The 12,953-nt window shown below is 67.3% G+C and carries 14 protein-coding genes; 7 read left to right on the forward strand and 7 right to left on the reverse strand.

Annotated elements, in window-relative coordinates:
- Positions 1 to 21: 21 nt before the first annotated feature.
- Together AC3WUF_RS02080 and AC3WUF_RS02085 are read right to left on the reverse strand one after the other, a co-directional pair.
- The gene (locus AC3WUF_RS02080) at positions 22 to 1,167 is read right to left on the reverse strand and encodes an ABC transporter ATP-binding protein (RefSeq protein WP_492421926.1); all 1,146 of its coding nucleotides are present in this window, start codon (positions 1,165 to 1,167) and stop codon (positions 22 to 24) included.
- Between the two features lie 3 nt (positions 1,168 to 1,170).
- Positions 1,171 to 2,325 (reverse strand): polyamine ABC transporter substrate-binding protein, encoded by a 1,155-nt coding sequence (locus tag AC3WUF_RS02085; protein ID WP_492423535.1) that lies wholly within the window; start codon positions 2,323 to 2,325, stop codon positions 1,171 to 1,173.
- A gap of 148 nt (positions 2,326 to 2,473) precedes the next feature.
- Here AC3WUF_RS02085 and AC3WUF_RS02090 point away from each other — a divergent pair, with 148 nt between their 5' ends.
- The gene (locus AC3WUF_RS02090) at positions 2,474 to 3,235 is read left to right on the forward strand and encodes a TorF family putative porin (RefSeq protein ID WP_492421928.1); all 762 of its coding nucleotides are present in this window, start codon (positions 2,474 to 2,476) and stop codon (positions 3,233 to 3,235) included.
- A 115-nt stretch (positions 3,236 to 3,350) separates the two neighbouring features.
- On the opposite strand, the gene AC3WUF_RS02095 is transcribed toward AC3WUF_RS02090, so the two are convergent.
- On the reverse strand, positions 3,351 to 3,788 hold the full coding sequence (locus AC3WUF_RS02095) for a protein tyrosine phosphatase family protein (protein WP_492421930.1): 438 nt from the start codon (positions 3,786 to 3,788) through the stop codon (positions 3,351 to 3,353).
- Positions 3,789 to 3,880: 92 nt separating this feature from the next.
- Between AC3WUF_RS02095 and AC3WUF_RS02100 the strand changes: the two genes are divergently transcribed.
- The 3 genes from AC3WUF_RS02100 (at position 3,881) to AC3WUF_RS02110 (ending at position 6,513) form a co-directional block, all read left to right on the forward strand.
- The gene (locus AC3WUF_RS02100) at positions 3,881 to 4,726 is read left to right on the forward strand and encodes a tetratricopeptide repeat protein (protein ID WP_492421932.1); all 846 of its coding nucleotides are present in this window, start codon (positions 3,881 to 3,883) and stop codon (positions 4,724 to 4,726) included.
- Positions 4,727 to 4,849: 123 nt separating this feature from the next.
- Positions 4,850 to 5,431 carry a hypothetical protein gene (locus tag AC3WUF_RS02105; RefSeq protein ID WP_492421934.1) on the forward strand — a complete coding sequence of 194 codons (582 nt, stop codon included), beginning with the start codon at positions 4,850 to 4,852 and terminating at the stop codon, positions 5,429 to 5,431.
- Positions 5,428 to 6,513 (forward strand): OmpA family protein, encoded by a 1,086-nt coding sequence (locus tag AC3WUF_RS02110; RefSeq protein ID WP_492421935.1) that lies wholly within the window; start codon positions 5,428 to 5,430, stop codon positions 6,511 to 6,513. Before AC3WUF_RS02105 ends, AC3WUF_RS02110 begins: the two co-directional genes overlap by 4 nt.
- Positions 6,514 to 6,519: 6 nt before the next feature.
- On the opposite strand, the gene AC3WUF_RS02115 is transcribed toward AC3WUF_RS02110, so the two are convergent.
- From AC3WUF_RS02115 to AC3WUF_RS02130, 4 genes are read right to left on the reverse strand one after another with little or no spacing between them, the layout of a single operon-like run.
- Positions 6,520 to 6,936: a PaaI family thioesterase gene (locus AC3WUF_RS02115; RefSeq protein WP_492421937.1), complete on the reverse strand. Its 417-nt coding sequence runs from the start codon at positions 6,934 to 6,936 to the stop codon at positions 6,520 to 6,522.
- Positions 6,927 to 7,664, reverse strand: coding sequence for a sulfite exporter TauE/SafE family protein (locus tag AC3WUF_RS02120; RefSeq protein ID WP_492421939.1), 738 nt, complete (start codon positions 7,662 to 7,664; stop codon positions 6,927 to 6,929). The genes AC3WUF_RS02115 and AC3WUF_RS02120 overlap by 10 nt, the downstream gene beginning before the upstream one ends.
- A 19-nt stretch (positions 7,665 to 7,683) precedes the next feature.
- Positions 7,684 to 7,998, reverse strand: coding sequence for an EF-hand domain-containing protein (locus tag AC3WUF_RS02125; RefSeq protein ID WP_492421941.1), 315 nt, complete (start codon positions 7,996 to 7,998; stop codon positions 7,684 to 7,686).
- A gap of 49 nt (positions 7,999 to 8,047) precedes the next feature.
- Entirely contained in the window at positions 8,048 to 9,229 is a 1,182-nt protein-coding gene (locus AC3WUF_RS02130; protein WP_492421943.1) for a magnesium transporter, read from the reverse strand.
- Positions 9,230 to 9,310: 81 nt separating this feature from the next.
- On the opposite strand from AC3WUF_RS02130, the gene AC3WUF_RS02135 reads away from it, so the two are divergent.
- From AC3WUF_RS02135 to AC3WUF_RS02145, 3 genes are all read left to right on the forward strand, one after another.
- Complete coding sequence (locus AC3WUF_RS02135; protein WP_492421945.1) at positions 9,311 to 9,934, forward strand: glutathione S-transferase family protein; 624 nt, start codon at positions 9,311 to 9,313, stop codon at positions 9,932 to 9,934.
- A gap of 164 nt (positions 9,935 to 10,098) precedes the next feature.
- Positions 10,099 to 11,673, forward strand: coding sequence for a DUF1800 domain-containing protein (locus AC3WUF_RS02140; RefSeq protein WP_492421947.1), 1,575 nt, complete (start codon positions 10,099 to 10,101; stop codon positions 11,671 to 11,673).
- A gap of 3 nt (positions 11,674 to 11,676) precedes the next feature.
- Entirely contained in the window at positions 11,677 to 12,915 is a 1,239-nt protein-coding gene (locus AC3WUF_RS02145; RefSeq protein WP_492421949.1) for a DUF1501 domain-containing protein, read from the forward strand.
- The last annotated feature ends 38 nt before the right edge of the window (positions 12,916 to 12,953 follow it).

The raw sequence follows: 12,953 nt of genomic DNA on the forward strand, positions 1-12,953 counted from the left end.
AGAGGCCGCCGCTCGCGGCGCTCATGTCGTCAGCACGACCGCCGCGGTCGCCGGCCAGCTGAGCCACAGGCCGGTGTCCCACTCATAGTGCGGCGCCGAGCTGCGTTCGACATGCGTCTCCTGCACGCTGACGGTCGCGCCGGCGGCGATCTGTACGTGGTAGATCGAGACGTCGCCGAGATACGCAATGTCGCGCACCTTGCCGCTGACGAGATTGTCGGCCTGCGGTGGCTGCTCGTGGACGTCGATCTTCTCGGGACGCACGGCGACGTTGACGGCGGTGCCGACGGCGATCGGGTCGGCATGCCGTGCCAGCAGCGTCGCGCCGAGCGATTCGCACTGCACTTTCGCCAGGCCGGTGGCCTCGTCGTGCGATAGCACGCGGCCTTCGAACAGGTTGATGCCGCCGATGAACTCGGCGACGAACTTCGACGCCGGGTACTCGTACAGCGCCGCCGGCGTCGAGACCTGCGCGATGCGCCCGGCGTCCATCACAGCGATGCGCGATGACATCGTCATCGCCTCTTCCTGGTCGTGCGTGACCATGATGAAGGTCGTGCCGATGCGCTCCTGGATATTCACCAGCTCGAACTGCGTGCGTTCACGAAGACGCTTGTCGAGCGCGCCGAGCGGTTCGTCGAGCAGCAGCAGCTTGGGCTGCTTCGCCAGTGCGCGGGCCAGCGCGACGCGCTGGCGCTGGCCGCCGGACAGCTGGTCCGGTTTGCGGCCGCCGAGCTGCGGCATCTGCACCAGCTCGAGCATCTGCTGCACGCGGTCGCGGATCTCGTTGCGCGACAGCTTGTCCTGCTGCAGGCCGAACGCGATGTTCTGCGCGACGCTCATGTGCGGGAACAGCGCGTAGGACTGGAACATCATGTTGACCGGCCGCTGGTACGGCGGCATGTCGGTGACGTCGATGCCGTCGATCAGCAGGCGCCCGCGGTCCGGCTTCTCGAAGCCGGCGAGGATGCGCAGCAGCGTGCTCTTGCCGGAGCCCGAACCGCCAAGCAGCGCGAAGAACTCGCCGCGGTAGATGTCGAGCGAGATGTCGTCGCAGGCGTAGACCTTGCCGAAGGTCTTGGTGACGCCCTCGATGCGGACGAAGGGCTGCGCCGCCGGGTCGAGCCAGGGTGCGATCGGCGGTGCTGCGCGCGCTGGCGCGACCACGCCTTACTGCCCGCTCTTGATCGTGGTCCAGGCGCGCACGCGCTGGCGCTGCACTGCTTCCGGCAGCGACACCGGATCGACGAGCTTGGCGCGCACCGCGTCGGGCGGATAGACGCCCGCATCACTGGCGATCTCCGGATTGATCAGCGCGGTCGCGTCCTTGTTGGCGTTGGCGTAGGCGACGAAGTCAGTGATCGCGGCGATGACCTTCGGTTCCATCAGCGTGTTGAGGAAAGCGTGCGCATTGAGCGGGTGCTTGGCGTCCTTCGGAATCGCGATGACGTCGATCCAGCGCTGCGCGCCTTCCTTCGGAATCACAAAGCGGATGTCCGGCACCGGCTTGCCGGCACTCTCGGCGGCTTCGACCGCAACGTCGCGCGCCTGGCCGATGTCGCCCGAGTAGCCCATGACGACGCAGGCATCGCCGTTGGCGAGCGCGTCCTTGTACTCGGCGTTGTTGAAGGTGCGGACATGCGGGCGGATCGCGGCGTAGACCTTCTTCACCGCATCGACTTCATCCGCCGCGCCGGCGTTCGGATCGCGGCCGAGCCAGATCAGCGCGGCGCCGAAGGCTTCCTGATCGTCGTCGAGAATCGTGATGCCGCAGTTGGCGAGCTTCGCGGCGTTGGCCGGATCGAACAGCAGCGCCCAGGAATCCAGCGGCGCGTTCTCGCCGAGCGCGGCCTTGACCTTCTCGACGTTGATGCCCAGGCCGGTCGTGCCCCACATGTACGGCACGAGATGCTGGTTGCCCGGATCGACGTCCTCAAGACCCTTGAGCACGGCCGGGTCGAGATGCGACCAGTTCGGCAGCTTGCTCTTGTCGAGCGTCGCGTACAGACCGGCTTTGACCTGGCGCTGCGCGAACGGCCGTGCCGACGGGAACACGAGGTCGTAGCCGGAGCTGCCGGCGGTCAGCTTGGCCTCCAGTGTTTCGTTCTCGGAGTAGACGTCGTAGTTGACCTTGATGCCGGTTGCCGTCGTGAAATTCTGGATCGTGTCTTCGGCGATGTAGTCCGACCAGTTATAGACATTCAGCAACTTTTCCTCGGCAGCCGGCGCGGCGGCGGACTCACCGGCGGCGGGTGCGGCTTCCTGCTTGTTGCCGCAGGCGGCGAGCAGCAGGACGGCACAGGCAAACGATGTGCGGCGGAGCATCGGGGTCACGGCGGCATCCTTTCGTTGCGAGGGTCAGCCCGGATGGTACGACAGGGCCGTGGCGCTGCCCATATGGCCCGGCGCGGATGTGCCCGGGCGGCTTGAAGCCGTGTATCGTGCGCAAAAATTCAGCCACCGGAGTGCCGCGATGCCGAAGATGCCGCTGTCGTCCCGCCTGTGCGGTCTGTCCCTGTGTTGCGCGCTGCTGGCGGCGCCGGCCTGGGCGCAGGACGAAACTGCCGAGCCGGCCTTCGCCGTCTCCGGCGGCGTCGCCGCGATGACCGACTACGTCTGGCGCGGCGTCTCGCAGACCGGTGGCGATCCGGCGGTGCAGGGTGAGGTCTTCGTCCAGCATGAGACCGGCCTGTTCGCTGGCGTCTGGGCGACCAACGTCGATTTCACCGGCGCCGGCGACGAGGACGACGGCATCGATGCCGAGGTCGACGTCTATCTCGGCTATTCGCTTGCGCTGGGCGACACGCAGACGCTGGACCTGCAGGCGACGCGCGTGATCTATCCGGGCGCCAACGACGGCTTCGACTACGACTACACCGAGTTCCAGGCGTCGCTGAGTTTCGCCGAATACTTCAACGCGCTGGTCGCCTACTCGCCGGACATCTTCGGCCTCGGCGAAGGTGCGTTCTACTACAGCGCCGGCGCGGAACTGCCGGTCGGCGAGACCGAGTTCGGCGTCAACCTGCAGGTCGGCTATTACGATCTCGACGATGCCGCCGGCGACAGCTACTTCGATTATCTGGTTGCCGTCACGCATCCGCTGGGGCCGCTGCAGCTCGCGCTGCAGTACACGAACACGGCCAGCTACGGTGCGGCGCTCGAGGAAAACCTCGACGACGCCAAGGACGCCGACGACACCGTTGCACTGGTCGTCGGCTGGGCGTTCGGCGAATAACCCCGCTGAATCTGCTTCACGTCATTCCCGCGAAAGCGGGAATCCAGGGAATGCACAGCTGCGCCCTCCGCTCTGGATTCCCGCTTTCGCGGGAATGACGATCTTGAGAGAGCTGCTAGATCCCCAATAGCTGACGCACCGCAGGCTCCATCGCCTTGAGGCCGTGCGCGCGGCCGATCTCTATCGACTGCTCGGCGGCGACGCCGTCGACGTGATGCGCCTTCAGCGCGAACAGCGCGCCGACGCGGTTGCCGCTCGCGCAGTGGACCAGCGTCGGGCCGCGCTTCGCGGCGAGCGCGGCCGACAGTTCGCGCGCCTTCGCCGGCGTCAGGTCGGCGGCGCTGGCGATGGCGATGTTGACGTACTCCATGCCGAGCGAGGCGACCAGCGCCGCTTCGTCGAAGCCGGGGTCTTCGCTGATCGGGCACAGGTTGATCACCGTCTTCACGCCCTGCGCCTGCGCCTGCTGCAGGTCGGCCGGCTGCGCGCGCCCTCCGGTGCTGATGTCGGCGGACGGGGTCATGAAGTTGGGGATATTGAGCTGGGTCGCCATGGCGTGATCCTGGTCGGGTAAAGATCGGGTCGATGCCGCGCAGTGTGCCATCGCAGGTGAATCGATGGCACTTTCATGCTGGAATAGCGGCCATGCAAAGTCTGAATCCATCCTCCGCGCCGCAGGCCGGCAGCGACATCTACGACGTCCGCGATTTTCCGAGCGAGGTGCTGGAGCGCTCGCAGCAGATTCCGGTCCTCGTCGATTTCTGGGCGCCCTGGTGCGAGCCCTGCAAGGTCCTGACGCCAGCGATCGAGGCGGCGGTGCGCAAGTACAGCGGCCGCGTCGTGCTTGCCAAGGTCAATGTCGACGAGCAGCAGGAATGGGCGCAGCGCGCCGGCGTGCGCGGCATACCGAACGTCAAGCTGATCATCGGCGGCCGCGTCGCCACCGAGTTCACCGGCGTGCAGCCGCAGGCGGCGATCGAGCAGTTCCTCGAGAAAGCCTTGCCGCCGCCGCCGACCGATCCGATTGCGGATGCCGACGCACTGCTTGCCGAAGGCCAGGTCGATGTCGCGCTGGAACTGCTGCAGCAGGCGACCGCCGATCCGGCGCGACGGGGCGCGGCCTGCCTGCGTCTTGCACGATTGCTGCTGCTCGACGATCCGGCGGCGGTCGAACATTTCCTCGGCGGCATCGTCGAAACCGACAAGGAATATGCCGACGGCCAGGCGATCCGTCGCGTGCTTGCCTTCATGCGCGAACCCGGCGCCGACCTGCCGGCGTCTCCGGCGAAAGCGCCGTACCTCGACGCTGCGCGGCAACTCGCGAGCGGCAACATCGGCGGCGCCCTCGATCAGCTGATCGAAGCGGTGCGGCTCGATCGCAAGTTCGAGGAAGACATCGCGCGCAAACGCCTCGTCGATCTGTTCGACTGGCTCGGTGCCGCCGACGAGCGCACGCGCGAGTACCGCCTCAAGCTCTACGACGTGCTCTGACGCGGGATTGCGCAGGCGGCATCCGGTCACACTTCGGCCGGTAGGGGCGGCGTACACTCGACCGACGGCCAGGCATTGCCCGGCGCCGCCCTGAGAACAATCACAACGCCGCTGGAGATCCGCATGCCCCCTTCACTGTCCAGCGCTGCCCGCGCTCCGTATTTCGTGCTGCTGTCGGCGGCCCTCGCGCTCGGCGCCTGCAAATCCGGCAATGAAACCGCTGCAGCTGCAACGGCCGCTGCCGAAACCGCGGCGGCGCCCGCCGGCGATGGTGCCTTGACGCCGGATACCAGCAACAGCCGCTGCCAGCTGCTGCCGCCGGAGAACATCGCCGAGTACAAGCGCGCGCATGATCTTTTCAACAGCGCGCCCGGCCTGACCCCGCAGTTCAGCAAGGGCCATCTGTTCAAGGGTGGCGATACGGTGAGCTTCAAGACCACCGAGGCCGGCAGCGGGCCATACGGTGTCGACGTCTCGCTGCTGCGCGATTGCAGCGTCGTCGCGCTCGGCGGCTTCTTCCTCAGCGAAACTTCGCCCGGTGAACTCAGCGGCATGATCCTGACCAGCGCCGCCGGCAGCAGCTATCCCGCGGGCACGCCCGGCCTGATGCAGATCACCAAGACGGTGGTCGATTCCGCGACGATGACCGGCAAGACGACGATCGTCGCCGAGTACACGATCCGCCTGCAGGAACCGGCAGAGTGAGCCTGCGCCATGTTGTGCGCTGCGGCCTGATCGCCGCGGCGCTGCTGACGACGGGCGTGGCCCTGGCCGAGGACGGAACGCCGGTGCCGACCAAGGACGTCGCGGGCCTGAAGGATCCGCCCGGCGTGCAGCGCTATAAGGACGCCGTGCTGTTCCTGCGCGAAGACAGCGAGTACGACGAGCTGAGCCTGCCGACCGGTCCGGCCAAGTACGGACGCACGCCGGATGACAGCTACGATTTCAAGAAGCTCAACGTCGCGTCGAAGATCGAGGCGTCCGGGCGCCGCACGCGGCTGATGTACGTCATTCCCGCAGGCCGCTCGGCGCTGGAGGTGGTGCGCAACTACCAGACGCAGCTCGGCGCCCAGGGCTACAAGACGCTGTACGAATGCAATGCCGACGATTGCGGCGAAGGCATCGACACCTACGTCAGCGAGAACTCGAAGAACTTCGCGAACTTCCTGTATCCGTTCGAGCAGTGGAAGACGGCGGAAAGCACCGTGCCCGCCTGCGCCGCCGCGTTGCGCATCAAGCCGCCGCGCTATGCGCTGCTGAAGAACGCGACCAGCGGCGAGGTCGTCGCGCTGTTCGTGCATGTGCCCGACATCGGCTCGGCCTACTGCGACGAGGCGGCCTGGGCGCAGCGCCAGGTGCTGACGCTGGTAACGGTCAAGCCCAAGGCGATCGAGCAGGCGATGGTCAATCTCGGCGCCGACGAGATGAGCAAGGCGATTGCCGAAACCGGCCGCGTCGCGCTGTACGGCATCCTGTTCGACACGGCGAAGGCGGAAATCAAGCCGGCGTCGAAGCCGGCGCTCGACGAGATCGCCAAGTTGCTGAAGAAAGACACGAGCCTGAGCCTGCACGTCGTCGGCCACACCGATGCGCAGGGCAAGCTCGAAGCGAACTTCGATTTGTCGAAGCGCCGCGCCGAAGCTGTGAAGGCGGCGCTGATCAAGGACTACGGGATTGCCGCGGCGCGCCTCAGCGCCAACGGTGTCGCGTCGCTGGCGCCGATCGCCAGCAACGAGACCGACGAAGGACGCGCGAAGAACCGGCGCGTCGAGCTGGTGCCGTTCTGAGGCGGCTCAGGTCGCCGGCAGCGCATAGCTGCCGGTGACGTGCGCCACGCACAGCGCCGGATCGGCGCTGCTGTACAGATTCACTTCCATGACGACCAGGCGCCGGCCGAGCTTGAGCAGGCGCGCTTCGGCAATCAGGTCGCCGGGCTTGGCCTTGTTGAGAAAGTTGATGTTGAGGTTCGACGTCACCGCCATCAGCAGCGGGCCGAGGTGCGACAGCACCAGCGCGTACATCGCCAGATCCGCCGCGGCGAACATCGACGGGCCGGACAGCACGTTGCCGGGGCGGATCATGCTGTCCCTGTAGGGCATGCGCACCCGCGCCATGCCGGGCGCGACCGCGTCGACGACGATGCCGCTCGCGGACACCAGACCGCCGCGGATCAGTGCTTCGACTTCTGCTGCTGCGAGTTTCAGTTCCACCACAATCCCCTGATGCCATCGTAGGCAAGCTTGAGCGACAACAAGACGAGTATCCAGCGAAACAGGCGCGCGAACTGCGCTTCGCTGACACGGGCGTTGATCTGCTTGCCGAGCGCAGTGCCGGCGACGACGCAGACGCACAGCGCGGCCAGCAGCCACGGATTGGCCAGTGCGCTGAGGCCGACGAAGCCGAGCGCAACCACGCGCAGGCCGTGGCCGAGCAGCTGGGTGAGCGCCAGCGTGCCGATCGTGGTTTCCTTGCGCCACTCCGGGCGGAAGAACAGGCGGCCGACGAACAGGCCCGTCGCGCCCACGAAGGGCCCCAGCGCGCCATTGAGAAATCCGGCGAGCACGAAGGACGGTCGTGCGGGCAGCGCCTTGTCGGCCTGCCCGGGGGCGAGCGACGCGAGGATCAGGCCGGCCATCAGCAGGCAGACGAGATCGCCGTTGATCCTGGCGACGTAGGGCACGGCGAGAAACGTGGCCGGCACGGCGGCAAGCATGAACCAGCCGGCCGCATGCCATTCGACATGCTTCACGTAGGCGATCGTGCGCGAGCTGTTGGAGACGAACTGCACGGCGGCGAACAGCGGCACGGCCTCGGCCGGCGACATGCCGAAGGCATACAGCACACCGATCAGGATCGTCCCGCCGCCCATGCCGGCGACGCCGGACAGCGTCGCGGTCAGGAAACCGACGATCAGGATTGCGGCGTCGACCAGCGTCATCGGGCAGACGGTGCTGCAATCAATGCGGGCGGGTTTCCGGGAAGCGGCCGCGCGGCGTGGCGAGCACGCGCTGCCATTCGAGATAGCTGCGCAGCTCGCCGGTGCTGACGCGGCCGTTGTGATCGGTGTCGACTTCATCGAAGACCAGCGCCAGCTTCGGCATCGCGACCGCTTCCTCGCGCGTCAGCGTGTCGTCGCCATCCTTGTCGGCCGCCTGGAACTCGGGGCGCAGCGGCGTCAGCAGGTCGGGGCGCGCTTCGCCGGGGCGGGTGGCGCAGCCGGCCAGCAGCGAGGCGGACAGCAGAAGCAGCAAGGGCAGGCGGACGTTATTCAAGCGGTGGTCTTCAGGAAGAGAACTTCGGGGGCAGAACTTCGGCGGCAACTCAGGTCACCAGGGTCTTCGCCAGCAACAGCATCAGGCCCATGCCCAGCACGTCGGTGAAGGTGGTCAGGAAGATGCTGCTCGCGGTCGCCGGATCGGCGCCGATCCGGCGCAGCGTGATCGGCACCAGCACGCCGAAGATGCCGCTGCCGGTGCAGGCGCCGACCATCGCGATGAGGATCGCCAGCGCCAGCATCGGCGCATTCTCGGCGCCGGTGTTGGCGGCATAGAACCACATTGCCGCCGCCGCGACGAGCCCGACGAGAAAACCGTTGAGCGCACCGAGCAGGGCTTCCTTGATAACCAGAGAGCGTATCGGTCGGTCGTCGAGATCGCCCAGCGTCAGGCCGCGCAGGGTGATCGCCAGCGCCTGGCAGCCGGTGTTGCCGCTCTGGCCGGCGAGCACCGGCAGGAAGGCAGCCAGCGCGACGATGCGGGTGATCGTGTCCTCGAACAGACCGACGACGACGGCGGCGGTGAACGCGGTGACCAGGTTCAGCTGCAGCCAGGGATGGCGCATGCGGAACGCCTCCCAGAACGTGCTGTAGACGCGCTCGTCCTCGTTGACGCCGACCATGCGGCCGCTCTGCGCGGTGATCTCGATCGCCTGGCGTTCGAACAGGCGCCAGCCGCGCACGATGCCGACCATGCGCTCGCTGTCGTCGACGACCGGATAGACCGGGTAGTGGCGGTGCACGGCGGCGGTGATCGCCTCGCCGGCCGGCATGTCGACGGCGAGCGTGAACGGGTCCGGCAGCATCACGTCGGTCAGCGGCTGGTCGGGCCGCGCGAGCAGCAGGTCGCGGATGACGACCATGCCGATCAGGCGCTCGTCGGCATCGGTGATGTAGAGATAGGTGATCTGCTGCGCATCGCTGGCGGCGCGCAGGTAGTCGATCGCGTCCTGCACGGTCGCGTGTCCCGGCAGGCGGCCGAGCGCCGGTTCCATCAGGTCGGCGACGATGCCGGGAATATCGAGTTCGGTCGTCGTCGTCAGCGCGTCGTCCGGTTGCAGCGCCGGCGGCAGGTAGCTCAGCACATCGTTGGCGAGCCGGCGCGGCAGCTGGTCGAGCACCGCGGCGACGGTTTCCGCGGACTCGCGCGCCAGCAGCGCGGCGCCGTCCATCGGCACGCGTGCACTGACTGTTCGCGACAGCTCGCTGACCCGCTGCGATGAATCCATGCGTGAACTCCGGCGATCGACTGACATCATAATGCCCTGAAACTTCCACCCTTCGACATCTTGCTGCGGGAGAGCCGGAAAATGAGCGATACCCCTTACAAGCTCTGGGGCATGAGCGGCAGCGGCAACTGCTACAAGCCGGCGCTGCTGATGGCCCAGCTCGGACTGCCGCTGGTCTGGGAGGAGGTCGACACGGTCGGCGGCGCGACGCGCACCCCCGGGTTTCTCGCCCTCAACCCCAACGGCCGGGTGCCGCTGCTGCAGCTGCCGGACGGCCGCCTGCTCGCCGAATCGAACGCGATGCTGTGCTACCTCGCCGAAGGCACGCCCCTGCTGCCGGCCGATCGCTACGCCCGCGCGCTGGTCATGCAGTGGCTGTTCTTCGAGCAGTACAGCCATGAACCCTATGTCGCCACCGTGCGGTTCTGGATCTACGTCCTCGGCAAGCGCGAGGAATGGGCGGCGAAGATCGCCGAGGCGCAGGGCAAGGGTTATGCCGCGCTCGGCGTGATGGAGCGGCAGCTGCAGCAGACCGCGTTCCTCATCGGTGAGGCCTACAGCATTGCCGACATCGCGCTGTATGCGTACACGCACGTCGCGGAGCAGGGCGACTATTCGCTGGAGAACTATCCGGCCGTGCGGCGCTGGCTGCAGCGCGTGCAGTCGCAGCCGGGCTTTGTCGGCATGCCGGACGTGATCCGCTAGCGGCATCGGCGCGGCGGTCCGGCGCGCGCCGGAACCGTCCGCGCCACTCGGCGGCGCCAATCAGCCGTTGGGAAGGTTTTCCCTGACACTCAAAAGTAACTTGGCGAGAATTTTGCGGACCACGCCACTGCTTGCTTGCCGAGCCGATCAGGGCCACGACCGCGATGAAACGCAGAACCTTCCTCCAGCTGACGGGCTATTCCGCCCTCTACGGCAGCCTGCTGGCCGACCTGACGCAGAGCGCGCTGGCGATGGAGCCGGCCGAAATCGCTGGAGCCGACCTGGACCTGCATCTGCTGCGCCGGATCAGTTTCGGCCCGACGCCGGCCAGCCTGGCGCGGGTGCGCGAGATCGGTCGCGCCGAGTTCATCGAAGAGCAGCTGGCCGCCCGCGATGTCGACGCCGAGGCGGCGACCGCCGTGCTCTTTCCCTTGATCAACACCTCGGGCCCGGTCATCTACGCGGCCACGCTGGCCGGCCTCAACGTCACGGTGCATCAGCTCGAGCTGCAGTGCGCGATGCTGCATCGCGCGGTATTTTCCAGCGCGCAGCTGTACGAGGTCATGGTCGATTTCTGGAACGACCACTTCAATACCTATCTGCGCAAAAACCCGATCCCGCTCAAGCTCGACTTCGACCGCAGCGTCATTCGCGCCAACGCGCTCGGCAATTTCAAGACCCTGATGAAAGCGACGGTGCGCAGCGCCGAGATGCTCCACTTCATCGACAACTGGCTGAATCGCGCCGGCCAGATCAACGAAAACTACTCCCGCGAGATGCTGGAGTTGCACACCCTGGGCAAGGACGGCGGCTACAGCGAAGCCGACATGAAGGCGCTGGCGCTGATCCTGTCCGGCCTCGGCTTCGTCGTCGATCCGCCCGAAGCGGTGCTGGCCTACGGCGCGGTGCGCTTCACCGACGCGCAGCACGACGGCAGCGAGAAATGGTTTCTCGGCCAGCAGTTCCCCGCCGGCGGCGGCGAGGCGGAGATCGATCGCGCGCTGGACCTGATCCTCGACCATCCCGGCACTGCGCGATTCATCGCGACCAAGCTGTGCCGGCGCTTCGTGGCCGACGAGCCGCCCGAGGCGCTGGTGACGCGCGCCGCCGCGGCCTTCACGAGCAGCGGCGGTGACATCACCACCTTGCTGCGGCTGATCCTCAACTCGGCCGAGTTTGCGGCCAGCGCCGGCGCCAAGCGCAAGCGTCCGCTCGAGGCGATGGTCGGCGCGATGCGTGCCTGCGGCATCAATCAGCTCGAGCCGCTCGTCGATCCCAACCTGTTCGGCGTCCCGGTGGCCGCACCCAATGGCTTGCTGTTCAACTCGCTGGTCCAGGCCGGCCAGGAGCCGTTCGCCTGGGTGCCGCCCAACGGCTATCCGGATCGCGAGAGCTACTGGGCCAACAGCAACACCGATCTGTACCAGCAGAAATATCTGGTCGCGCTCGTCGAGGGACTCGGTTACAGCTACCTGCTGAGCGATCCGTTCGATCTCGCGCAGGGTGGTGGTTCGGTGGCCTCGGGCGTCACCCGCGCAAAGACGCCGCGCAGCGCGGTGAGCAATGCGGTGGCCAATCTGCTGTTCACGTCATTGCCGGCGGAAGCGGCGGCCGCCTGCCTCGCCTTCGTGGCGCAGGACGCCGACCCCGATGCCGAGATGCCCGCCGCGACGCTCGATGCGCGGGTCAAAGGCCTCGTGTTCGTGCTGCTCACCTCGCCCTGGTTCCTGCGGAGATAACCCATGCTTTCCCGACGTGCTTTGCTGGCGCTGCTGGCAACCGGCGCGACCAGCGCCTGCGGCATCGGCAGCAGCGATCCGGTGACCAATGACGGTGCGCAGCCGACGCCGGGGCCCGGCGGCTCCAACGGCGAGCAACCGCCGCAGCACACGCTCGTCGTCGTGTTCCAGCGCTTCGCCGCGGACTGGATCAACATGCTGGTGCCCTACGGCGATCCCGACTACGCGGTCGTGCGGCCCAACGTGAAAGTCGGCTCGCCGATCGTGCTCGATGGTTTCTTCGGGCTGAATCCCGGCATGAGCGCGCTCAAGGAACTGTACGACGCCGGCACACTGGGCTTTGTCAGCGCCACCGGCTGGGTGCCGCTGGATGCGCGCGACCGCTCGCACTTCTTTGCCCAGTCGATCGCCGAGGCCGGCGCCCGCAATGGCGTCAACGATGGCTGGCTGGGCCGCGTGATGCTGCGCGATCACGTCGACTACCAGACCAACAATTTCGCCGCGCTCGCCGCTGAGCCGGCGGTGCCGGCCAGCCTGCAGGGCTATCCCGGCGCGCTGGCGGTCCGCAACTTCGCGGACTATTACCACGGCTCGATCACCGGCGATGACGCCACCGATCTGATCGAGACCATCGCGACGATTGCCGGCAAGCCGGGCGACGACATCCGCCGTGTCGCGGAGAGCATGCGGACGCTGCGTGAGACGCCGCTGCCGGAGCCCGCCGCCAGCTACCCGGCGACCACGCTCGGCAATGGACTGAAGACCGCCGCGCAGGCGATCCGCGGCGGACTCGCGCCGCGCGTGATTGCCGTCACCTCCGACGACGACTGGGACACTCACGTCAGCCAGGTCAGCCGTCACGCGGTGACGCTGCCGAACTTCTCGGGGGCGATCCGCGCCTTCCACGACGACCTCGGCGACCTGATCGGCCAGGTGACGCTGGTGACGATGACCGAGTTCGGCCGCAAGGCAAAGGAAAATCTCGGCGGTACCGATCACGGTACTGCGTCATCGATGCTGGTGATGGGCGGCGGCGTGCGCGGAGGGCGGGTCTACGGGCAATGGCCTGGGCTGGCCGCGGACAAGCTGTTCCAGGGCGAAGATCTGGAACCGACGACCGACTTCCGTTCCGTGCTCGGTGAAATTCTCGCGCGGCGCATGGGCGTGAGCCAGGGCCTGCTGGAGCAAGTGTTTCCCGGCGGCTATGCAGGCGCCGGGCACTGGCGCGGCTTCATGAGCTGAGGGTGCGGCGCCCCTTGCAGGCTGACGCTGCCGCGGCG

The sequence above is a fragment of the Fontimonas sp. FW305-C-3 genome (assembly GCF_058783185.1).